At 41.2% G+C, this 25,511-nt stretch carries 17 protein-coding genes; 4 read left to right on the top strand and 13 right to left on the bottom strand.

Annotated features, from left to right (window positions below):
• Window positions 1-157 precede the first annotated feature (157 nt).
• Window positions 158-1,207: an alcohol dehydrogenase gene (locus F1644_RS18155; protein WP_118304329.1), complete on the top strand. Its 1,050-nt coding sequence runs from the start codon at window positions 158-160 to the stop codon at window positions 1,205-1,207.
• Between the two features lie 40 nt (window positions 1,208-1,247).
• Here the strand turns inward: F1644_RS18155 and F1644_RS18150 are convergent, their stop codons facing one another.
• The 12 genes from F1644_RS18150 to F1644_RS18095 all read right to left on the bottom strand — a co-directional run bounded on the left by F1644_RS18150 (window position 1,248) and on the right by F1644_RS18095 (window position 21,210).
• Window positions 1,248-3,539 (bottom strand): Gldg family protein, encoded by a 2,292-nt coding sequence (locus F1644_RS18150; protein ID WP_118304330.1) that lies wholly within the window; start codon window positions 3,537-3,539, stop codon window positions 1,248-1,250.
• Window positions 3,540-3,550: 11 nt separating this feature from the next.
• Window positions 3,551-4,480: an ABC transporter ATP-binding protein gene (locus tag F1644_RS18145; RefSeq protein WP_118304331.1), complete on the bottom strand. Its 930-nt coding sequence runs from the start codon at window positions 4,478-4,480 to the stop codon at window positions 3,551-3,553.
• Window positions 4,481-4,506: 26 nt separating this feature from the next.
• Window positions 4,507-5,973, bottom strand: a complete 1,467-nt coding sequence (locus F1644_RS18140) for a M20/M25/M40 family metallo-hydrolase (RefSeq protein WP_118304332.1) — start codon at window positions 5,971-5,973, stop codon at window positions 4,507-4,509.
• 11 nt (window positions 5,974-5,984) lie between these two features.
• On the bottom strand, window positions 5,985-9,077 hold the full coding sequence (gene lacZ / locus F1644_RS18135) for a beta-galactosidase, LacZ type (RefSeq protein WP_118304333.1): 3,093 nt from the start codon (window positions 9,075-9,077) through the stop codon (window positions 5,985-5,987).
• Between the two features lie 6 nt (window positions 9,078-9,083).
• On the bottom strand, window positions 9,084-11,060 hold the full coding sequence (locus F1644_RS18130; RefSeq protein ID WP_118304334.1) for an MGH1-like glycoside hydrolase domain-containing protein: 1,977 nt from the start codon (window positions 11,058-11,060) through the stop codon (window positions 9,084-9,086).
• A gap of 1 nt (window position 11,061) precedes the next feature.
• A complete protein-coding gene (locus F1644_RS18125; RefSeq protein ID WP_158572054.1) occupies window positions 11,062-12,585 on the bottom strand; it encodes a PKD-like family lipoprotein in 1,524 nt (507 codons plus the stop codon).
• A gap of 11 nt (window positions 12,586-12,596) precedes the next feature.
• Window positions 12,597-13,304 (bottom strand): DUF4843 domain-containing protein, encoded by a 708-nt coding sequence (locus F1644_RS18120; RefSeq protein WP_158581825.1) that lies wholly within the window; start codon window positions 13,302-13,304, stop codon window positions 12,597-12,599.
• Window positions 13,305-13,335: 31 nt separating this feature from the next.
• Entirely contained in the window at window positions 13,336-14,793 is a 1,458-nt protein-coding gene (locus F1644_RS18115; protein WP_158572052.1) for a RagB/SusD family nutrient uptake outer membrane protein, read from the bottom strand.
• Window positions 14,794-14,803: 10 nt separating this feature from the next.
• On the bottom strand, window positions 14,804-18,187 hold the full coding sequence (locus F1644_RS18110; protein WP_118304338.1) for a SusC/RagA family TonB-linked outer membrane protein: 3,384 nt from the start codon (window positions 18,185-18,187) through the stop codon (window positions 14,804-14,806).
• A gap of 105 nt (window positions 18,188-18,292) precedes the next feature.
• Window positions 18,293-19,441, bottom strand: coding sequence for a FecR family protein (locus F1644_RS18105; protein ID WP_158572051.1), 1,149 nt, complete (start codon window positions 19,439-19,441; stop codon window positions 18,293-18,295).
• Window positions 19,442-19,488: 47 nt separating this feature from the next.
• A complete protein-coding gene (locus F1644_RS18100; protein WP_158572050.1) occupies window positions 19,489-20,049 on the bottom strand; it encodes an RNA polymerase sigma factor in 561 nt (186 codons plus the stop codon).
• 696 nt (window positions 20,050-20,745) lie between these two features.
• Window positions 20,746-21,210: a cytidine deaminase gene (locus F1644_RS18095; protein WP_229782376.1), complete on the bottom strand. Its 465-nt coding sequence runs from the start codon at window positions 21,208-21,210 to the stop codon at window positions 20,746-20,748.
• Window positions 21,211-21,260: 50 nt separating this feature from the next.
• Between F1644_RS18095 and F1644_RS18090 the strand changes: the two genes are divergently transcribed.
• From F1644_RS18090 to F1644_RS18080, 3 genes are read left to right on the top strand one after another with little or no spacing between them, the layout of a single operon-like run.
• Entirely contained in the window at window positions 21,261-22,178 is a 918-nt protein-coding gene (locus tag F1644_RS18090) for a glucosaminidase domain-containing protein (protein ID WP_168044084.1), read from the top strand.
• A gap of 14 nt (window positions 22,179-22,192) precedes the next feature.
• Complete coding sequence (locus F1644_RS18085; protein ID WP_087421082.1) at window positions 22,193-22,729, top strand: DUF4199 domain-containing protein; 537 nt, start codon at window positions 22,193-22,195, stop codon at window positions 22,727-22,729.
• Window positions 22,730-22,731: 2 nt separating this feature from the next.
• Window positions 22,732-23,679, top strand: coding sequence for a glycosyltransferase family 2 protein (locus F1644_RS18080; RefSeq protein ID WP_087421081.1), 948 nt, complete (start codon window positions 22,732-22,734; stop codon window positions 23,677-23,679).
• Between the two features lie 81 nt (window positions 23,680-23,760).
• On the opposite strand, the gene F1644_RS18075 is transcribed toward F1644_RS18080, so the two are convergent.
• Window positions 23,761-25,413, bottom strand: coding sequence for an MFS transporter (locus tag F1644_RS18075; protein ID WP_087421080.1), 1,653 nt, complete (start codon window positions 25,411-25,413; stop codon window positions 23,761-23,763).
• Window positions 25,414-25,511: the final 98 nt, after the last annotated feature.

Raw genomic sequence — 25,511 nt, 5'->3', positions numbered from 1 at the left:
ATATAATGCATTTCAGAAATAAAACTAGATAAAACTAGCTTTTTTCTCCTAATTCAGAACTCTCGAAGTTCTCTTTTGAGATTTATACCTTATATTTGAAACCCGATAAAAAACGCTTTTTATTAATTGCAATATTTAAATATATATCTACGCCCCTATGTTAGCATACACCTACATCAGCAAGGAAAATTTCAAGCTTCAAGAGAAGCCGCTCCCCAAGATAGAAGATTCACGAGATGCTATCGTGCGTGTCACATTAGGCAGCATCTGCACCAGCGATTTACATATCAAACACGGAAGTGTCCCCCGTGCTGTACCAGGAATTACCGTCGGGCATGAAATGGTGGGTATTGTAGAACAAACAGGAGCTGACGTGACGACCGTAAAGCCCGGAGACCGAGTCACCGTTAACGTGGAAACCTTTTGCGGAGAGTGCTTCTTTTGCCAAAAAGGATTCGTAAACAATTGTACTGATCCCCATGGCGGCTGGGCTTTGGGATGCCGCATTGACGGGGGACAAGCCGAATATGTATGTGTCCCCTATGCCGATAGCGGACTAAACCGTATTCCCGATATGGTTAGTGACGAACAAGCTCTTTTCGTGGGTGACGTACTTGCCACCGGCTTTTGGGCTGCACGTATTTCTGAAATCACGGAAGACGATACTGTATTGATCATTGGTGCCGGACCAACCGGAATATGCACGCTACTTTGTGCGATGTTGAAGAATCCGAAGCGAATTATTGTCTGTGAAAAATCCCCCGAAAGGATTCAGTTTGTTCGGGAACACTATCCCGATGTATTGATAACCGAACCGGAAAAATGCAAAAAATTCGTCCTTGAGCACAGCGATCATGGCGGAGCCGACGTGGTACTAGAAGTAGCCGGAAGCGATGATTCCTTCCATCTTGCATGGGAATGTGCCCGTCCCAACGCCATTGTAACCGTAGTTGCCCTCTACGACAAACCGCAACTTTTGCCGTTACCCAATATGTATGGCAAAAATCTCACGTTCAAAACCGGCGGTGTAGATGGTTGCGATTGTGCCGAAATTCTTCACCTGATAGAAGAGGGCAAAATTGATACTACCCCACTCATCACACACCGTTTTCCATTAAACGAAATTGAAGAAGCCTATCGCATATTCGAAAACAAACTTGACGGAGTGATCAAGGTTGCGATAACAAAAGTTCATCCGGTAATTTAATATTACCGGATGAACCTTACATATATTTAAATATTTATCCCTATTTTCCTCTTCTTCTCACCCAAATAAATACACTACAAATTAACAGTAATATCGGCAACACACCCAAGAATCCAACTTTCGCAACAGCCATCGCATCCATACTCAAACTCACACTATTATCTTCTGCTTGTTGACGACGAACATCAATAGGCACCTCATTATCCGAGAACCAAAAAAACATAGCATTGATAAAAGAGTAGTTAGAAGCCACAATATTTGATCTCTGGCGACTAATTTCCCCATTACTAATACAATCAGCATCTCCCAAAATAATTATTTTCTGATCTTTATTCCCAACTTTCCGATTCAAAGCTACTGCAGTTAAATTCGCCTGTTCCACTTCTCCATCTTCTGGATTCAATTCTACTTTATCATCTATAAAATCAGTTGTTTTATATTCAATCCAGCTACCCTTATTTGGGGTTACTAAAAGAGGTGTTAAAATAAATCCTTTCGTTGTATCACATTCCAAAGCAACTGCATCCGGCATTGTCACACTATAGAGACGGAACATATCACTAAACATATAATTCAAGCTACAACTTTCCCTCGTCACATTCCCCACAATTAAATTAGCAACATGTTCACTTGATTGCACCAAACGACCAGGTAAGAATTTCACACCAAACGGAGCGATCACTGGATTCATAATTTCCTGTCTTTCAGCATCTCCTGCAACTAACAAATTACCACCTCGTTCTATATACTTGTTTAAACGTTCCATTTCTTCAGCTGAGAATGGAGTTTTCATCTCGGCAATAACCAATACATTAATATCCTCCGGTACATCTTGATCTAACGTCAGTGAAGTCACATCAAAACCTTGATTCAACAGAGAATAACGGAATATCTTATTATGAGCAAAATTGTAATAATCCAAATCACCCGTTTTCCCTATATCACGCATACCATGTCCTTGCACGAAACCAACTTTCGGTAAATCCATCACCAAACGTTTCATTGCTGCAGAGATTTCCCGTTCATGTGGATGTTTTTGATTATCCTCGTACACTCTCAAAAATGTCTTTTCCCCACTCTCTCTTTCTAACACTCGAATAAAACGATTATACTCATCTGATAAATCAATAATCTTATGAAATTCTTCCGGTTTCATAAACATCTTGGGATTCAGACTCATCGTTTCGCACAATTTTTCCACGATCTCTTCGTCACTTAATCCCGGATAACGTTGTTGTAATGCAGCGTGATTATAAGTTCTATCATAGTAATACACGTACTTCATTTTAATATCCGGTTTAAAACGGATATATTGAGCAAAACGACCAATATCTCCATTTCTACTGATTGGTAAACCTGACCAGCAATTGTCCTCAAACAGATTCACGTACGTTGTTATTGTCAAATCACCTGTCATCTGGCTCATGATATCTTGACTACTTTTAGTCAACGTTTTTATTTTATTAGCAGTAGAATCATGGAAGAATTTCAGCATCGGCCGAGAACTGAGATAACCCAAGAAAATTGCAACAATAAATACTCCTACATACTTGCTAAACACCATATACCAAGTCGTCCGTTGCTTACCTGATTGCAACTTAATGATACAGAAACCTAAGAATACAGCGATAACGATAATAAAGTACAAAATATCTTCACTACAAATCAATCCGGCAATCAACTCATCCGCACGTCCGGAAATAGAGAGCCAATACGTGATATCGCGAATCAAATCTACACCTTGCCACATTCCTCCCACGAAATTCAAAGCAGCCAACAAGGCTAAAGTACCGATAGCAGCAACCACTTGATAGGAAGTCAAACAAGACATGAATAACCCGATGGCCGCATAAGCACAGATCAACAAGTATATTCCCAGCAATCCGGTAAAGACCAGTCCGCAATCCATATTCTCTATCGTGAATAGGTTAAAGATAACCATCACACATAATATGCCGATCAATACCAAACCATAAATCACCATAGCCAGATATTTTCCCAGAATAATCTGCCAACTCGTGACTGGAGAAGAATACAACAATTTAATCGAACCACTGCTCAACTCCCGGCTCATCAACCCCATAGTCAGCAATGGCATATAAAGATACAGGTAATTCTGTACATTCGAGAATACACCCGTCCAGCTTGCATATAGACGGGAAGTAACACTATACACCCCATAACCAAGGGCTTGAGACCTTACATATCCTTCCATTTCCTGTACGAAAACCATACAGGTCTGAAAAGTGAACACGATAAGAATTAACCAGGCTATAGGGGAATAGAACAAGGTTTGCAATTCCGTTCTTGCTATTCTATATATTTTTCTCATAAGATTCTTTATTAATTGATTTTTTTACCCGATAATTTAGCAAAGATCACATCCAATGAACTCTTTTCCATATTGATCTCTTGCAAATGCCATCCGTTAGCCACGCTCGCTTCGATCACTCTTTCCGAAATAGCATCCATTGTGTCAAAGTGCAAACGGAAACGCTTGTTTGTCAAATTTTCCACGCTTACGATTCCCGGAATGGCTCGCAGTTCATTTTCACTTGGCGGAGCATCCATTAGCACGACTAACGAATCCGGTTTGATGTAATTATTAAATTCATCCATGGTCCCCGCAAACACCATATGCCCGGACTCAATCATCCGGATCTGATCACAAGTCATTTGCACTTCTGGTAAAATATGCGTGGAAAGCATCACGGCTCGATCCACCGCAATCTCCTTTACCAAATTCCGGATTTCCACAATCTGGTTGGGGTCCAACCCGTTTGTCGGTTCATCCAATACCACGAATTTCGGATCATGCACGATAGCCTGCGCTATTCCCAAACGCTGCTGGTATCCTCCGGAAAGATTACGCACCAAACGCTTGCTGAAATGCATAATTCCACATTTATCCTTCGCCTTCTCCACGGCAGCTTTGATATGCTTGGGTTCCACGGAACGCAAATAAGCGCAATGTGTTAAATATTCATCCACATTCAAATCCAGATGTAAAGGCGGTTTCTGCGGCAAAAAACCGATATGCTTCTTCGCCTCCACCGGGTTATCCCGCAAACTCACCCCGTTAATATATACTTCCCCCTTCGTCTGTTTCAACACGCCACACATGATATTCATCGTGGTTGATTTCCCGGCTCCATTCGAGCCCAATAACCCAAGGACTCCCGTCTGGTTAATCTCAAAACTAATATCCTGTATAGCCCACTGGGAACTATAGCGATGAGAAAGATTTTCTACTTTTACAATAGCGACATCCATACATTTAAATTTTATAATTTACACGTCTATTTTTCTCTCAAAACACCTTTGATCTTTACAATCTCCGGTAATGCCAGAAACAACATTCTAGCTGCATCCTCCATAATTTCAGGAGTCAATGTTTCAGCCCGATCTCTCGGATCATGATAATACATAGGTTTCAACTCCTCGGTCGTGGCTATATATAAGGCCGGAATCCCCCGTTTGGAAAATTCATCACCATCCGCCTGGGAATAACTCACGGCCCGCTCATAAGGAGTTACCTCAAATTCCCGGTGCAACCATCGATCGTTCACTTGAGCGAATATTTTTGCCACCGCCGGAAAGCTTTCTGCCCCCCAAACCGATAAACCATTTCCATTTCCAACCATATCTATATTCAACATACACATGGTTTTGTCCAGCGGAAACGTAGGATGATTCAAATAATGAATTGCTCCTTTAATACCTCTTTCCTCCGCCCCGAAAAAAGCGAACACGATATTCTTCTCCGGTTTGATTCCACTAGCAGCCAAAGCCTTCGCTACGGCTAACTGTAAAGCAACCCCCGAAGCATTATCCAAAGCACCGGGAAACATTAATCCATTGTTACCCAAATGATCGAGGTGTGCCCCCAATACAATGGAAGAAGTCGTATCCACCCCCTTGATCACGCCGATCACGTTACAGGTGGTCGCATAAGGATAGTGACGAGTCACAACATCCATATTCAAACGACATCCGGTATTAAAAGAACAGGGCTTTTGTTTCTCACTGATCTGTTTTTTTAACCCGTCCCGCGTATACCCGGCTTTTGCAACCAATTCATCCACCATGGAAGGATCCACGTGAGTATAAATCATCTCTTTCGAAAAAGCAATTCCCGTGTGTGCCAGTTTTCCAACCAACAACACCGCTGCCGCACCTTTCTTTAAAGCCTGAGGTAATTTATAACTCTCGGAAGCATAGCGCATATAAAGATCAAAACGTTTCTTCTCATCCTTATCCCGATATGGTATACCCCGTTCAATGATCACAATCTTTCCCTTTACATCTATCCCCTCGTAATCATCATACCCGTATTCCGGGGCCGTGATCCCATACCCGGCATACACCACTTCTGCATTTTCCACCTTCCTCGAATCAGAGTTCATTCCCGGATAAAAATCCCGCGGGAAGACATACTCTTGTTCATTTCCCACTTTTTTCAATCTACAATCGATCAAACTCGTCGTAGGCATCCGAAAATGTTGTAAATAAGAACCATCATCCCCCGCGGGTTCTAACCCGAAATCACACAATTGTTCCGCGCACCAAAAAGCACATTTCATATATTCTCCCGTTCCGGCAAGCCGTCCGTTATATTCTTCCTTGCATAATTCATGCACATATTCCATAATTTCATCACTTGAAATAGAGTGAAACACATCCATTATCTCCTTGGACATCTTTTCATGTTGGGCTTTCACCGAACAACACCAACCGATCAATAAAATCAAAATCCAATATCTCATACTCGAACTATTTACATTTTAACAGGTAATACCCGGAAAGTGAAATCATATATCCCCGGCAAAATCAAGTACTGCGGATGAGTCACTGCCCGCAAACTCCAAGTCGTATCCCCGCCAACACCCATTTGTCGCCAATCAATATTCCAAGTAATCAAATTTTCCTCTTTCACTTCATTCAAATGACGCTGTGTCTTTTCGGCACCCGGTTCATCCAATACATTATTGGAGAACCGGTAAACAGATGATCCGAAAGGAACATCCCCGATCACTTCCAAGCCCAAATCATCGCTCTCAAGCCTCATCCGGCGAATATCCGTCCGGTTTCCATTCTCTTGAGGACGGGCATAAGGCACATACCAATCTTCCACCGGACATTCATACCGTCCGACGAAAGCCCCAGAACAACGGTCTATGTAATTTTCCCGCGGTCCCCGGCCATACCATTCTACACGGGTAAAATCAGGAACAAGCTGCCAAGTCAGTCCTACCCGGGGAATCAATTCCGAAGTACAATTCCGGGCGTCCACATGATAGCGGACTTCCATTTCTCCCATCCCGTTCAAACGGTAACACAACTGATATGTCGTATTCATTTTCTTCAATTCGAAATCAGTTCGAATCTCCACGAATTTTCCTTGTTGTTTCACGTCGAAATTCACCAATTTCGCTTGTGAAGCAGCCCCTTTCCAACCGATACATTCCGGGATAATATACTCACTGCCAAAATCATTATCCGTTCCCGGCCGCCAAAAATTAGCTTCCAGACCATTCACTAGAATCTCTTTGTTGTTTACCTGATACGAGATCAATTTACCAGTTTCTCGATCAAACTCAAGCATGACATCTCGTCCTTGCACAGAAACCCGATTCCCGTTCTCAACCACTTTAACCTCACCATTTTCCGCGAAAGCAGATAGTTTATTCAAACAAGGTAATACAAACTGTTCCGCGGCCAACACATGCCCTTTCTTGATCAAGGAATAATCTTCATTAGCAATAGCATACACGTTCACGCAATATTCTGCACTACGGTCTTCAAGTTTCGGGAACGGCAATTCCAACAAACACGTTTCCTGTGGCATCACTTTTAAATTAGGTACCATACCGGAGTCCACAACAATTCCATCCTTCAGCAATTCCCATTTCAGATCCGTATGCTCCAAAGATTTAAAAAACAACTCATTAAAAATCTCCACGATGCCCCGGTTATAATCCAGCAAACGAAATGCCACATCTTGATATACCTTTTTCACCTCCCAAGCCGCAGGGCTCCATGAACGGTCTGCCCGAACTATGCCATTCAAACAAAAGTTATTGCCGGAAGGAATCTCCGGACCTCCGAAGTCTCCCCCGTAGGCCCAATATTTCACTCCGTTACTATCCACTTGTTCGATACCTTGGTCAACCCAATCCCATATATGTCCCCCTTGCAAATAAGGATATTTCCGAATCACATCCCAATACTCCTTCAGTCCCCCGACACTATTTCCCATCGCATGAGCATACTCACACAAGATCAAAGGCTTATCTGGCCGGGACAACACATGATTAATCAGAACATCAATCTGTTTATACATCGGACAGTAAATATCCGTAAACTCTTTCTTCCCGGCATCCTCTGAATGAATCGGACGCCGTGACAAATCATGCTCCTTCAACCATTTATAGGTTGCCAAGAAATTAATTCCGGACCCAGATTCGTTTCCCAGCGACCAAGCTATAATACAAGCATGATTTTTATCTCTCTGGAACATCCGTTCCGTACGATCAATAAAGACATGCGTCCATTCCGGTCTGTTCGCCAGAGACTCCCGGGGATCATAACCAATTCCATGGCTTTCAACATTCGCCTCATCAACGACATACAAACCATATTCATCACACAACCGATACCAAAGAGGATCATTGGGATAGTGAGCCGTACGCACACTATTTACATTCATCTCTTTCATCAAGCGAATATCGGTCAACATCGATTCCCGATCCACCACATGTCCCTTTTCAGGATCATGTTCATGACGATTCACCCCTTTCAACAAAACAGGTTGTCCGTTTACCAGCAATTGCCCTCCCTTAATCTCTGATTTACGGAAACCTACCGCTTGGGTCAATACCTCCCGAACCACGTTACGCCCCCGCTCCTCAACACGGGTCTCGATGATCAAATCATATAGATTAGGCGTCTCTGCCGTCCATTTCAACGGATTTAAAATCTTCTTTTCAATACAAACCGTATCCATACCCTCCTTCTTTCCGGAAGTAATCACTTCTGAAAATATCGTATTACCCTGTCTGTCATTCAACGTCAAGGTTACATCATACTTTTCTCCCCGGTTTTCCAATTCCATATTCAGACGCAACAAAGCATCCCGGTAATCAGCATCCAAATCCGTTGCAAGCTGAAAATCATATACATTTGAACGGGGACGGGCATAAAGAAATACATCCCGCTGGATACCGGAAAAACGCCAGAAATCCTGATCCTCAACGTAAGTACCATCACACCAACGGAAAACCTGCACGGCAATTTCATTCTTTCCTTTCCGTACACAAGAAGTTACATCAAATTCCGCCGGAGTTTTCGAATCTTGAGAATAGCCAACCAATTGACCGTTTACCCACACGTAAAAAGCCGAACTCACGGCCCCAAAATGTAACACGATCTTGTTCCCAATCCAATCATCGGGTACACGGAATGTCCTCTTGTAAGAACCAACCGGATCGTTCTCCGGGTCCACATTCGGCCACTTGGCTTTAAAACCGAATCCTGTTTCCACGTAAATCGGTACCCCGTAGCCTTTTAATTCCCAGTTAGAAGGGACCTCGATATTATCCCATTTACGAACATCATACCCAACCTTGTAAAAATCCATCGGACGGTCTGCCGGCTTACTCACCCACTTAAATTTCCACACCCCGTTCAAAGAAAGATAACGAGAGGAATTTTCCACATCCCATACCAATGCCTGTTCCCGATTATCAAACGGGATATAGAAAGCATGGCTACGCATCCGGTTTCTCTGGAGAACATCCAGATTTTCCCAGTCATTCTGCGCCCCTGCCGACAATGTCATCAGCATAAAAACAAACAGCAAACATCTCATAATTAATTATTTATATTCAAACATCATTAATAACAAATGTGCTGAAGACCAACCAAAATGCGGAGCATTCAAGGTCTCTCCGGTCAAGGGGTTATAATTTTCATGAATAGGTTGATCCCCCAGCAACCCCTGGCAATTATTTAATATTTTTAATGTCAATTCATTTGCCTCTTTATCATACCCGTAATTTCTCAACCCCCGAATACCGAAATACGCCTGATCCAACCAAACCGGTCCCCTCCAATAACCTCGTTCCGGTTCCAGGCGGGGATGACTTAGATCCAAGGTTCCCAAAGGCACAAAGGAATTGAACCGATTCACATCCATCATAATATTTCTCACCTGATCCGCTTGTTTTTGGTTTGCTACTCCGGCCCAAAGAGGTAACCAACCCTCCGGTCCGTAAACCGGAATAAGAGCGTGTGATTTTAACCGAACATCAAAGAAATATCCATTCTCATCATCGAACATGATTTGTCGAATCCTGTCGGCCAGAATACCCGCATCTTTTTCCAACTGATTAGCAAACTCTTCCCGGTTTAGCAAGCGGGCAAAGCGGGCAAGCGTCATCTTTTCATCATACAAGTAAGTATTCAAATCCACACTTTCCTGACTCATAGACCAAGCTTTCGGTAACTCACCCTTCAACATCTCTGTACTATCAAAACGCACAGCATTATCCATCCCGCTTTCCCAAGCCGCAGCCTGCAAAGTCCCGTCCGTTGCCCCGTACTCACACAGTCCGTTCTGATCAACATCCCGATAAGCATACCACCAATTATGATACCTCAACAACCGATCAAACATCTCCTCGACAAAGGACAAATCCCCGTCCGCATCATAAATTTCCTCCACGGCCCATGAAGCCAGAGGGGGTTTCGTGTCCCGCAAATTATTAATATACTTTATCCGGCTGACAAAATCCGGAATCATACCTTCTTCTGTTTGGTAATCAAACAAAGCCCGAATATGATCTTTAGCCAACTCCGGTTCCCAACGCCCGATCGCCGCAGCAATCTTCCAAGAATCCCATGACCAGAATCCCGTACTGAATCCCCAATAAGAAGGATAACCTCCATCATGCAATAAATCATGTGCAGCACTCCGCCAATTCGCCATCAACGTCATCAAGCACTTGACTGCTATTCTTCTGTATTTCAAATTAGTAAATAATTCCGACTTATTTTCAAACAACTTTTCAATATAGCGCTCCCATCGTTGAGCGGCCATTTCAAAAAATGGTTCACTCTCCTCGAAAGGATTTTCCTCCAATACCGGATGCTTCACGTGTTCTGGTTCATCATTAAAATAAGCGGAATAAACAAACATATCCTCCCGTTCCTCACCTCGCCCGAATTTTCGCACCTCCGTTTCAAAACGATACTTTCCATCCCGAACTACCGCATGACAGCCTTCACCCGCCTCTATTTCAAAACAACATTTCGTTGCGGGAAACTCCAAATACACCGTCCGTCCGTCAATAACCTGACCTTGGAAATATTGAGTAAAAAAGCTCCCCTCATAAATAATCTTAACCTCTTTGGGACCTCCCGTGTTGCGGACCCGAGTCCGCAACAAAGAAGTCCGATTGTTTACAAAAACAATCTCCTGTGTCAAGGTTAGAGTCTCCCAGGTAAAGGACTGAATCATCCGACCCGGAAAATAACTTTTTTCAACAATAGCATTCGTAACTTCCTGTAATACTCCGTCAACAACCACTGATGCAACCGCAGTATAAGAGCCCACGGCATAATTGGATGCCATAGACATGGGACCGGAAAAACCTCCTGCCATTCCGACACTATCCGGAATAAAGGCAAATCCATGCCATGCCCCCAAATCGGAGAAAAGAGAAACTCCTTCTCTGATGCCTTGAGGCCAGTTAGATATATTCAGTACATTACGATAGTCAGCTTGTACATTTAAAAACGATTGTCCTGCACACCCGCACAGAAGGATTACAAAAAGCCATATATATTTCATACTATTCCGCTGCTTTATGAATAATCTGTTTTACCATACCAACATTTTGATCCATCTTCATGACCAAACGTCCCGCCTCGTCCGACGCAAATCCCTCTGAATTAATCTTCAAGAGGTAAACTGCACCATTAGCCAATCCAACACACAAATATTCATTAGCATAGAATTCATCCTCCATCGCCTTAATTTCTGCCGGAAAACTATAATACCGTTCCGGCACAATCTCACCCTCCGCATCTTTTCCAAAATAATACAAAACATTACCGGAAGCAATGAAAGCATACGGACAACCAAATCCCCGGCCTCTACCATTATCCGGAATCAACAATAAAATATTGTCATTCATCATATCCCCCTTAAATTCCCGTTGAGACTCTGCCACAATATCTTCAGGGTCATCCGTTAACAACATTTGTCCCACGTAAGTTCCATCCGCACGTTTGATGATATTATACAACCCGCCAGCCGGAATATAATAGTCATTCCACCAATACCCGCTTGTTGCTATTAACTCATTATTACCCAAGTTATCCATGGGAATAAATCCATTCGGATAACCAGCACATTTCGGCTCTCCAATAGTTCCATAGCTGGAAGCCCCCCGGATATACAAGAATCGTTTTCTCTCTTTTTCATACACGAACACGTACCCATTTTCTGTATTCATATCATACACGAAACGATCTGCATTCAATTGATGAGCAACCTCTTCACCCACAGCATCAGGTTCCATATACACCATCGGATATTGCGAAAAATATCCCGTATGGAAAGCTTCTGAACTAAAATTCTTACGCCCGAATACCCGTCCGTCCTCGGCCAGCAAAAAACTATACCAATCATCAAAGAATACTTGCTTAGGTCTCACGTTCTCCGGGATCACTTGAAATTCTTTCGACAATTCCAAAGATTTTTCCAAATTCGCACCATCCAAGTCAAGACATTTATAAAAATCATCCTGCAATAGCATAATATGTTCGTCTGTCTGATTTCCTAAATCATGCAGATGAATCTGTACAGGCTTCCCATCCAAAGAAACGCCTTCAATACCTTCATAAATATCATAGATACACCGAGCCCACTCCCCTTTCACTCTTTTTAAAAAACTTAATGATGACACACCATTTTTTTCTGATAAAATCAAAAAACCATCGGAATAAAGTGAACTAACCCTTACCATCGTCTGGGTCATAAAAGTTAATCCACTCAATGTATCAGTTACCTGCAACACCCATTTCATCTGCTCCGGAGCATCCAGGGGAATAATATATTCTATATTTTTCTCCCGGGAAAACACAGAATCAAGCTCCACGGACCATTCGTACTTTAACCCAACTTTCGTTTCCAAATCGAACACGATCTCCGGCTCAATAATCAACGTATCTCCAACAGACACATGGTATGATCCATTTACATTTCCGATTGTACCTTCTGCCAAATTACGATAATCATAATCACCTTTATCTTCGTAACATCCTGTTATGCTCCAAGCCATCACAAGACACAATATCAATATCTTTTTCATAACATTCATTATTAACCGATTACTGTCACTGTTATTCTAGTTCCATCATCCTCGTATTCCGGATGAGCCTCCAAATAACGCTTAAACTTCAAGGCATACTCCCGTATATATTTTTCCTCAACACCCGTCAGATCAGTCACACCCACTTCCCGACAAAAAATCTCGTATTTCCTGGGTGTAAATCCACCTAAATAATATTTATCAACCGTCTCATCCCACCATCCTGGAATTGAAATCGCTGAAGTAAAGTATATCTTTGCTTGGCTATAAACAGTTTCACCTACTTCAAAAAATTCATTCGGCTCAATTTGTAATACAACCCGACAATAAGCATCCTCCAATTGAGCCGTTTTCTTCAATACTACAAACACCGAATCGACATTCATACCTTTATGAAAAACCATCTCATCCGGAAATGCAAAATCCGCATCTGAAAGCGGAGATACCACCTTCCCATCTTTCAACAATCCCGACAAAGAATCCACCACACACAACTTGATCGGGCAATCCTCGGTCAATAACTGGCCTCCCAAATTAAATTTCACGGGAACTTCAATCGCATCCTTCCCCTGATGAAAGAAGAAGGTTTCCACGATGCTATCCGTAGCCGGATTATTATAAAAACTCAAATAATTAACACTACTATATGTATCGAACTCATCTTCCTTACATCCGAAAACGGCCAAAAGAAGAAATAAAAAGAGAAACTGTCCTTTCATAATCTTTATATTTTTGGTGACCATTATTTTTCTATTGATTTAAAGTTACATCTTCACTATCCGGAATTTCGAAAACAAACGCCCCATCCTTCATTCCCGAATAAAATTCTGTCCCCAACTTCTTATACAAGAAAAATAACTGTCCTTCACCGATAAACGTACGGTAAGCATCATTTATCCATGTCTTATGGTAATCCTCAAGACTTTGTACCGTTACCGGGGTATAGGCACCCGATGCCTGCTTTACCACCGTGATACGAGAAGCTGCCGTCGCATAATCTTTAATAGAGGCATAATACTCTCCCGCAATATACTGCATCTCACTTGTACGAATAATCGGGATGATTTCATTAGGGATCGTTCCTTGATCAGAACTTACAGGAAGATACTTTTTACTCACTTTATTCGCTCCATCCAAATTTTGCATATGATAATACCCACGATAATCATAAGTATCGGATCCCAATATCTTATTTAGCGCCGTATTCGACACGCATAACACCTTATTGGTTCCGGTATAGTAAGCCTCAAAAAGTTCTGTCAATTTCCGATTACTCAATGCAAATATAACATCCTCATATTGCTTGGGCTTAGCATAATCTCCCTTAACCGGAAAAGACCCGTTATCTATCACTTCCTGAGCTTGTTCTGCCGCTAATTGCAGCTCGCCTTTATAATTATATACACGAGCCAACATTGCGGTTGCCGCATAGTAATTCATCCGGAACCCCCGGAAACAATAGAATAAATCCTCTACCGCTCCTGCAGTTCCCAATAAACGATTAGTTGTTCTTAATTGATCTTTTCTCACAGAAGAAACAGTATCAAACGTAGCCAATAAAGTTTTGGCATCTTTTAAATCCCGAATAACTTTGTCCAAATAATCTTGCACATTCTCCCGTTTCTGGAACACTGCAGGATGAGTCTCACAATAAGGAAGATACTCGTTATTATCATTAACAGGCACGTATCCCGTTTTATCCCCATTTAGTTCAACAGCCACGGGAGCAAACAAGCGTAATAAATCAAAGTGCAAAAAAGCCCGTAAAGCCAAAGCTTCTCCCTTCACCATATTCTTTTCTCCCTCACGCCCCAAAAATTTTGTAACATCCTCCTTATCTATATTCTGAATCAAATTATTACAATTTGCTATTGACTTGTAAGCCCCCTGCCAAATATTCTCTAAAATCCCTTTGACCTCATTATTATCGTAATCACCTTTGTAAGCTTTAGGATAAGCTCCATATTGATTCATTTTGTCAAAATTATAATATTGAGCCAGCACATCCATAAATCCCCAAGTCAATTGTTGAGCATACATATCCGATTCCGAAATCCGGGAATAAACGCCGTTCAACGAATTACGATACCCTTCCCCGTCTGCAAAAAGGTCTTCTTCATCAACTTCCGATTGCGGAGTGACATTCAACCAGCCATTGCATCCAAACAATAGCGGTAAAAACAATAGTAACAATATTTTGTTTTTCATACTCATCGCATTAATTGAAATTAATTTTAATAGAGAAATTATACGAATGGGCATAAGGAAACTCCGTTCCCCGCTCTTGCTTGATCGTTGAGATTCGGAACAATTCATTTGCACCTAATTCAAAACGAACCAAGCCAAATTTATATTTTCGTAAGAATTTAGAATCCAAATCATAACCTAATGTAATAGAATTCAAACTAAGTTCATTATCCTTCTGCATAAAACGAGATGTCGGTTTTGTGTACCCATCTTGATTTCTAATATCCTTATATTTAGCGTTGTCTCCTGGTTTCTGCCATCTTTGTTTCAAAACACGTTTATCCACATTTTCCTCGTAAATCTTAGCATTCTCAACCTTCGTCACCAAAGTAGAATTATAGGCATCGCCACCAAACTTATACATAAACGAAGCGAACAATGACAAATTTTTATAACGTACATTAAACCCGAAAGACCCCTGAGCATCCGGTTCTGTATCACCGATAATCACCATCTCGTCTCCAGACCAAGTATAAGTAATCGTCCCATCTTTCTTTAAAAACATCTCTTTACCGTTTGCCGGATCAATTCCTAAAGATTTCATACCATATTTGGCTGTATTAGAACCTCCTTCTTCATATTTTGTTAAAATTTCCGAAGACGATTTCAAATTTGAACTCCGTTGGTAATACTGATTTACCCGGTCATTATACCGTTTTAAAGCTTCAGAGATCGCTAATATCTCGTTTTTATTATGAGACAAATTTCCATAGACAGAGAAATTCCAATCCTGACATCTTACAATCTCGTACTTCACATCCAACTCAATACCTTTATTCAAAACATTACCCATATTATCATAGTAATCATTGAAACCAGAGGATGTCGGAATAGCTACCGTGGTAATCAAACCTGTCGTTTTCTTGTGATACCAACTTCCCGTGATAAACAAACGGTCATGCATAAAACCTAATTGGAATCCAGCATCAAAAGTTTTCGTTTTCTCCCAAGATAAAGCTGGATTACCCAATGCTTTCAGTAATGCACCAAATCCCGTACGATACCATTGATCAGTTAAAACCTCATAGGTTGTTTTCGCTACATACGGGGGAAAATTCACTTTACCCGTGGCCCCGTATGATGCCCGCAATTTTAAAGTTGACAACACACCTTGTTGTTTCATGAATTCATAGTTATGAATATTAATACCGAGTCCAGCCGACCAGAAAGGAGCAAACTTTTTATCCTTACCAAAATCTGAAGAACCGTCAAAACGACAAGAAGCATCCAACAAATAAATATTATTATACGTGTAATTCAATCCAGCCAAAAAACCAATCATTCTACTCAAACGCTCATTAGCAGTCGGCTTTTCATATATTTCCTCTGCATAATTAATAGAATTCAACGAGCCGGACGGAAAACCTTTATATTGACTAGAAGTCCCCTCACTCTTATTTGCCATAATATTCAACCCGGCAGTCAAATTTATATTATGCCTATTCACCATTTGATTATATGCAAACAAAATATTGGTATTCCAACTAAGTTCTTCACTCTTACTTAAATTATACGAGCCAGAAGACATATTATTTACAGACAATGATTCATTCTTATTTTGTAAAGACTTTGGATCAACGAAACGTTCTGTCGTAGAAAAACGGCGGGTCACACTAAAATCACCCTTTAACTGAAAATGCTCGGCAAACATCCAATTCACACCAAAGTTATCAATTAACTCCTCATACTTTGATCCACTGAAATTATTCAAAGTTGACTCGTACAATGGATTTACCCGTCCCAAATCCTCAGTCGTCATCCCGGATCTATTATGCCATTGAGGCAAATTTTGGGCAATTACCCCATTTTCATCTTTATAACGATCATAAGGCAATGCTGATGCATAACTAGAAAAAGAACCGTATGGAGAATCCTCTGAATTCATCACGCTATAAGAGATATAATTTCGCACCGACAAGCCTTTAACTTGATAATTAATAGAAAATCCTCCCCCTATTCTCTTTCGGAAAGATTCTTTCATCACCCCTTTATCATTCCGATAACTAAAATCAATCCCATATCGTAAACCTTGAGCCCCTCCTTCCATGTACAAACTATGCTGCGTGTTGAATTCTGTACGTAAAGGTTGCGACAACCAATAAGTATTCACTCCCCGCGCTATATTCGCCTCCTTAGCTAACAATTCCTCCCGCTTAGAATACAATTCGGGAAAAGTCTCTGCCTCATAAAAACCTGCCGCAATTTCTGTATCCAACAATTCTCTGGCATTCATTAAATTATAATCACTCAAATCAGGAGTAGAAACTTTTCCGGTCAAACTATACGTTACAGACAACTGTCCGGCTTTCGGAGCCACGGTTGTAATGACCACCACCCCATTGGCAGCACGAGAACCGTAAATCGCAGTTGCAGCAGCATCCTTCAAAATTGTAATGTTTTGAATCCTATTGGGATCAAAATCGTATAACTTCTCCGCACTAATTTCGAAGCCGTCCATAATAAATGTCGGTAAATTTGAATTATTCTTCAAATTCGATTTATCCAGCGGATCGGCATCCAACGCCTTCACTCCCGTACTGGAAGTACCCCGGATATTCACCTCTGGTAATGCATTCGGGTCTGATCCCCATTTATTATTTTCCCGAATTCTAAAGGAGGGGTCAAACACTTGCAACGCTTGGATCACATTCGACTTGGAAACTTTCAGTAATTCCTCTTTGCTCACGCTAACAGCATTTCCGGTAAAGCTCTTTTTATCAATATTGGCATATCCTGTAACGACCACATCTTCCAAAGCACTTGTTTCGATCTTCATCCGTATATTCAGTTTCTTGTCACCTTGTACTTTTATCTCCTGTGTTTCATAACCGATAAAGGAAACAAGTAATATCAACGAGTCTTTAGCAGGCAGAAGTAATGTAAAATCTCCCGTCTCATTAGAGGTTATACCGATCGTCGTACCTTTCAATATAATCGTGGCACCCGGCATGGGCTCACCCCTCTCATCCTTTACATTTCCTTTCACCACAATCTCCTTCTTTTCTTGAACAACCACCTCTTCTTTCTCGGAAATAACATATACCCCATCTACTTCCTTGTACATGTACTTTGTCCCTTGCAAACATTTATTCAGGATATCAGGAAGAGCTTTGTTCGTCAATACGACATTAATCCTCACGGATTTATCAATCCGCTCATGATTGTATAATATCTTTCCACCCGTTTGTTTGCTTAAATGTCCCAAGGCATCCAAAAGAGACATATTTTCAAACTTAACACTCATTTGTTGCGTTTGGGCTGAAACCTCTTCCCTTAGCATGGTCCCGTAAGCCAGCAACAGAGTCACGAAAATAAACAAGAATTTCCGCGATTGAATCACAACTTTTTTCATCATAAGTTATTGGTTTTAATTTATATGATTAAAAAACATTAGTATATAGTATTCCCATTATTGAACATTTTCACGTTCAATATCACACATTATTTACTCAAAAATTCCTTATTTCTTCGATCGGGAAATGAGTACTTTACCTTTTTCTAAAGAAAAATCCAAATGGGTAGCGAACTCCAGTATATCAAATACTTTTTCAATATCGGTATACTTGGGCACATTCCCTGTAAAGTGTAATTCCCGAATGCCCAGGTCCGCATAACACACCTCAATTCCATACCAACGAGCCATCCGTTTCATAATCGACTCCAGTTTTTCATTAAAAAAGTAAAGCCGATCTTCCATCCAAGACGTATAAGGCAAAATATTCACCTCTTTCACTGATAAGGATTGTTCTTTAATCAAGGCTTGCTCCCCGGGACTCAATATTTTTTTCTGATCCCCAAGGGCTACTTCAATCTTTCCCGAGGCAAGAGTCGCCAAACCAAATTCATCATCATTATAGCAACTTACATCAAAAGATGTCCCCAAGGCTTTCACCGAAAAAGTGGCACAATTTACGATAAAAGGTTTTGACGTATCCCTCGCCACGTCAAAAAACGCTTCACCTTCCAAATACACTTCCCGAGAAGTTCCCACAAAATTAACCGGATACTTTAACCGGGAGGTTGCCGCCAACCACACCTTTGTACCATCTTCTAGGGTCAGACAATATTCTGCACGGGCGGGAACACTCAATGTATTATAAATTAATTCCTTGGAAATGTCATCATGATTCTCGTACACGATTTGATCCCTTTTCTCCGTCATCCTAATTTTCATCCCGTTCTTTTCCAGTACTCCAGTCGAATCGAACTGACTAATGTTCACCCGCTCCCCGTTAGAAAGAAACAACATAATACCATCCTCATTAGCAGTAACCTCCACGCTTGACTCCACATCTCCCGTCTTCAGTAGCCACCAAGCAAACAAAGCCACGAACGGTAATAACACAGCGGCATAACGCATGAAAGAACGTCGCAAAACTCGTACTCGTTCTTTTTTCCGAGTCTCATCCAACACCCGGTTCCATATAAGTTGTCGATTAAACGATTTTTTTATCCTCAAATCGCTTGCAGCCTGTTGCAGTGCTTCCTCGTAACATTTCTGATGTTCCTCGGATTCTTTCAGCCAAGCCACGAACTCCACGTCATCATGAGGACGTTTCCCTCGTAAAACCTCTTTTAGAATATTCATATTTGATCTGTATTCTTCCATATTCAAATAGCCTTTCATTAACAAGTCACATCAACTTGAAAAAAGTATTACTCGGATTTCAAAAAAATCAACAAAAAAATAGAAAATTGTTCTTTCGTCAATTTTTCCCGTAAAATCCGGTACGCTTTACTGACTTGTACTTTTACTGTATTTACCGATAGATCATACTTTTGCGCCACCTCAACATAGCTACATTCCTCGATACAGGCATCCACAAAAATAGCTTTACATTTTTCCGGCAAAGAATCAATTGCCAGATGTATTTTCTCACTTAACTCCGCCCGTTCCATTTCATACTCCACACAAGACGGATCCTCTAATTCTTCAGATAATTCCGTATCCCTGTATTTCGTCCTTGTCGCATTTAATGAAGCATAATGTATTGCTGAAAAACAATAATAACGAAAGGATTTATATATCTGGACCTTTTCCCGATTCATCCACAGCTTCACGAAGAAATCCTGCACAACATCTTCCGCTACCGCCTTATTTCCCGTGATACGATAAGCAACCACATACAAATCCGGAGAATACCGATTAAATATATTCTCAAAACAAACTCTATCCCCCCGCCGTAATCCTTCTACATCCTTATCTTCCACCATCATAATGGGCATATTATATATTCCAAAAAATCTTTCCTACGAAAGAATCACATCTTTTTTAAATCCCCACACACTATATCAAAAGACGATCGTTTAATAATTTAAGATTTGATATTAGCTATTATTTCCTTTATCTCTGTTATCACGCAATTACGCTTTTCTAATCCATTCATATCACCAATCATTAAACGATCGTTTAATAATCACAAAAGTAATAATATTTTATTATTCCATGCCTTCCGTAAACAATTTCGTCCGTTCTACATCTTTCTTTGAATAAGTCACATCAACTTCAAAAAAGTATTATTCAAAACTTATAAAAAATAGACTATATTTCTTCCTTTTTTCCACCACCCTTACGCTTACACCCGTCCCTTCATTGTTTCGTTATGTTATTGTTTTCACTTCAACAATGATATAACGAATACAAAACGAATAAATGTAAAGCAATGTATTGAACAACAGATAATAACCAGTAAAATTCAACAAATCTATCCGAGAACAAGAAGAGATTTAACCGAAAAGCTATCCCTCTTTCGAAGGCTCCCCAGAACTTAAACAGAACTCAGATAACAGCGACAGGCGAATCAACGGTTTATCTCTGAATGATCAACGAAAAAGGGTACTGTTCTCTATTAGATTACAACTGTATTACACCTAATTCTAGTTTAATCAAACCACTCTCTTGAGGAAGACATTTTAAGGCATGACAAACGAAAAAGGTAATAACTGGCTGGCCTTGATCAAGAGGGTTCTTTTTTTGCCTATCATGATAACATCAAAATCCGCTTTATAGCGTTGAACAATCTCGGCCATCACCTGACGACAAGCCCCGCACGGGGTAACATTGTCCTCCACTTCCACGCCATGATCCCGGGCTGCAATGGCAATTGCCTTGATCCCCGCCTCCGGATACGTAGAACAAGCATAAAATAATGCGGTCCGCTCGGCGCACAACCCGGAAGGATAAGCAACATTCTCCTGATTGGTACCACAAACGACCTCTCCGTTATTCATCAACACGGCGGCCCCCACGGCAAAACCGGAATACACGCAATACGCATTTTTCGTGACATCCAAGGCTGCACGACACAAGTCCTCGTACCCTTCCGGGTAAGATTCCCGGTACACCGTGTAATCAATCTTCAATTCCGCTTTCTCCATTCTATTTTTTTTCGTAATTTTACCGCCAATATAAAACATTATCGGAAACTATGAGCAAGATTTACGTTATTTTATTTTTGAGTTTTATATGTGTTAACATATGTGGAGCCTCTACGGACAGTCGCAAAGCGTTCATCAAAAAATATAAAAGTATTGCCATCGAAGAGATGGATCGTACGGGAATCCCCGCCAGTATCAAGCTGGCACAAGGGATGTTGGAATCCGGATGCGGAACATCCAAACTGGCGGTCAACGCCAACAACCATTTCGGTATCAAATGCCATAACTGGAACGGGGCCAGTTTCACCATGGACGATGATAAACGAAACGAATGTTTCCGAAAATACAGGAATCCAGAAGAATCATGGGTAGATCACAGTGAATTCTTACTCACCCGCCCCCGCTACGCATTCTTGTTCGACCTGCCAAAAACAGATTACAAAGGCTGGGCTAAAGGATTGAAAAAAGCGGGATATGCAACCGCCTCCGATTACGCGCAAAAACTCATTAAAATTATCGAGGAAGAAGAGTTATATCAATTCGATCGTCCGGCAAAAAAAGTTCATCCGATACCCAATGAATTAAACTACAAACTCAGCGAAAGCAAAAACTACCAGAGCCGGGTAGTATATATCAATCGGATTCCTTCCGTGAAAGTGAAAGAAGGGGACACATTTGAAAGTATCGCCCAGTATTTCAACATTCCGTTGAAGAAATTATTAAAATACAACGATAAAAACGAACTTTCGATTCGTACAGGAATGCACGTGTTTCTGGCAAAGAAAAAGAACAAAGCCCCCAAAGGTTACACGTTCCATAAAACGAAAGCCGGAGACACCATGTACATGATCTCCCAGATATATGGAATCAAGCTCGCCAAATTGTTGCAATATAATTACATGGAAAACGGCGAGCAACCTCAGGTCGGTGAAATGATCTCGTTAAGAGGTCCCGCCCAATTATACTAAAGGAGAAAAATTAAATGGAAAAAAATAACGAGCTATTCTTAAAACAGAATTCAATATTCGGGTGCCTAATCGGGGGCACCTTCATTTTCGCGTCTTTGTTATTTATCCTGGCAGGAAAAGGAATCGTGGTAAACGCACAATTCCACAACATCATCATGATGCTAACCATTTTCGGGATATTCATCGGTGTTCGGAAATACAGGGATGAACAGTTGGCAGGTGTCATTTCTTACGGGAAAGCACTGAAAACAGGCATTTTCATCCTTTGCATCGCCTCGTTATGCTATGCCGTGTACGTGTTCTTTTTATACACGTTCAACGCAGACTTACTGACCGAATTCAAAAACGTGACAATAAACACACTGAAAATTACCGGCCAAAATTCCCCGCTCTTCAAAATGCTCGAAGAAAACGTTGATGTATATTTTGTTCCCGCCAGTATCGCTTTCGGGGAACTATTCAATAGAATCATCGTGGGAGCAGCCTTCTCGCTATTTATAGCCGGGTTGGTCAGAAGAAGTAAATTACCGTTTAACCCGCAAGAATTTTAAACATGGATATTTCAGTAGTCGTACCGTTATATAATGAAGAAGAATCCTTGCCAGAACTTTCCGCATGGATCGAGAGAGTCATGGTTGCGAACAATTTTACCTACGAAATTATTATGGTAGATGACGGGAGTAACGACAAATCATGGAAAGTGATCGAACAACTGTCTGCTAAAGACGATCATGTACGTGGCATTAAATTCCGCCGTAATTATGGGAAATCGGCCGCATTACATTGTGGTTTCGAGGATGCACAAGGAGACGTGGTAATCACCATGGATGCAGATTTACAAGATAGCCCGGACGAGATTCCGGAACTCTACCGCATGATCACGGAAGAAGATTATGACTTGATTTCCGGCTGGAAAAAGAAAAGATATGACCCGATAACCAAAACACTCCCGACAAAGCTTTTCAACGCTACTGCCCGGAAGTTCTCCGGCATAAAGTTACATGACTTTAATTGCGGGTTAAAGGCTTATAAAAACACGGTAGTGAAGAATATCGAAGTGTACGGGGAGATGCACCGCTACATCCCGATTTTGGCCAAACAGGCCGGATTCACCCGGATCGGGGAAAAGGTGGTTCATCATCAAGCCCGAAAATACGGGGTAACGAAATTCGGACTTAACCGGTTTATTAACGGTTTTCTCGACCTACTTTCCGTAACTTTTATTACCCGGTTCGCTAAAAAACCCATGCACTTATTCGGTGCACTGGGAACGCTGTTATTTATTATCGGATTTTGTGCCGCCGCTTGGATCGGTATTGAAAAACTGATCGCCGTGGCCCATAACCTAAGAGCCCCTCTAGTGACAAATAATCCTTACTTTTATATCGCTCTGACCTGCATGATCATCGGTTCTCAACTTTTCTTAGCCGGTTTCTTGGCAGAATTAGTTTCCCGAAGTGCCAGCGATCGGAACGTGTACAGGATCGAGAAAAAAATATAAACCACAAGATATATTCTAAATTAAAAATGTCCACCTCGTTTGAAGTGGACATTTTCAATATGAATACAATCAATTTTCTTCTTACTGTTGAACGTTCGGTAATTCCAAACCGAGACCTTTCACCTTATCAACACGTTTCAGGATTATACCGATAATCAAAGCGGCAACACCCAAGCAAGCCAACATGACAAGAGGCCACGTATAATTATAGGAAACAGCAGCTTGTTCCGGGGTGATCACGTGATTCTTCAAGTCATTTACAACTTGAGGATTTGTGTTATCCAACACTTTACCGATCAATAACGGGAAAAGCCACAAACCGATATTTTGAATCCAAAATATCAATGCATAAGCAGAACCGATCACTCTCTGATCAACCAACTTCGGAACACTCGGCCATAATGAAGCCGGAACCAGCGAGAACGATGCTCCCAGAATTAAAATGGTCACGTATGCAATCAAAACACCTCCGATTGCACTACCTTTAAACAGAGGTAAGATAAATGCAAAGGTCAAGTGACACACGATCAACAAGATTGAACCGAACATCAACATGGTAGCAGCCTTACCTTTATTGTCAACCACTTTACCAAGTATCGGCGTGATACCCACTGCCAACAACGGGAATACGGCAAAAATAGTCTCTGCCGACTGACGCATATAACCCATGTAGCAGAATATAATCAAACCTATTACAGAGATAGCTAACAACAAAGTTTTCAATGCCTTCTTGCTTGTAAAGTTAAATGCAAATGCAGTAGCTGCAACAACCAGCATGATACAATATTGAATAATTGTCACAGTATTCCCAGCCCAGAAAGAACCTTCGGCAGGAGGAGTAAATGTCAAATTACATTGTAGCATGTTAACTGCATATTTCTGGAACGGGAAAATAGCCGAGTAATACAATACACAAAGTAATGCAACCAACCAGAAACCTCCACTTGACAGGATTTTCCCAATATCTTTAATTTTAAAGGGCTCATCTTTTTCTTCAGCCTCTCCGGTCTGTGCATCCAATTTCTTATCCATGAAGAAATAAACAATGAACATGATCAACGCGATCATCAATAACACCACGCCAAAAGCGACTGAACGAGAAACGTCAACCTGTCCACCAAGTTTGGCGAAGAACGGAGAGAAAATCATACAAGTAGCAACTCCTAAACGTGCTAATGCCATTTCGGACCCCATTGCCAAAGCGATTTCACGTCCCTTAAACCATTTTACAATACCGCGAGAAACCGTGATACCAGCCATTTCCACACCACAGCCGAAGATCATGAAACCAACTGCAGCCAGTTTAGCAGATGCCGGCATTCCCTGGTAGAACGGGGAGATTCCCAACTCATCAAAACCCGGGATGTAATTCAAATTGTTCGTAAACCATGCTTCCAACCCGCTTCCCTTGAAACCTTCTGCAACAGCATACCATTTAATAACCGCACCGATTAACATTACCCCACCTGATAAAAGAGCCGTGAAACGAACACCCATTTTATCCAGAATGATACCGGCAAAAATTAAAAAGAATACAAATACATTCAAGAATGTTTCAGAACCTTGCATTGTTCCAAATGCCAATGAATCCCAACCACGTTCTGACTGCATCAAATCTTTAATCGGTGATAAAATGTCCATAAATATATATGAACAAAACATGGCTAATGCCAGCAACAATAAAGCGGCCCACCGAACGGCTGCATTGTCTCTTAGAGTAAGCTTTTCTGTCATTTGAATTTATTTTTTATAGAAATGAAGAAAATAAACAATGTTTTCCTATAACCACGCACCTTTACCTCTTCACATCTAAGTAAATAATTTATTTTGCA

Origin of the sequence: Butyricimonas paravirosa (genome assembly GCF_032878955.1) — a bacterium.
Taxonomy (GTDB): domain Bacteria; phylum Bacteroidota; class Bacteroidia; order Bacteroidales; family Marinifilaceae; genus Butyricimonas; species Butyricimonas paravirosa.
The sequence above is the reverse complement of the archived record's forward strand: the minus strand, read 5'-3'. Positions and strand labels throughout refer to the sequence as shown.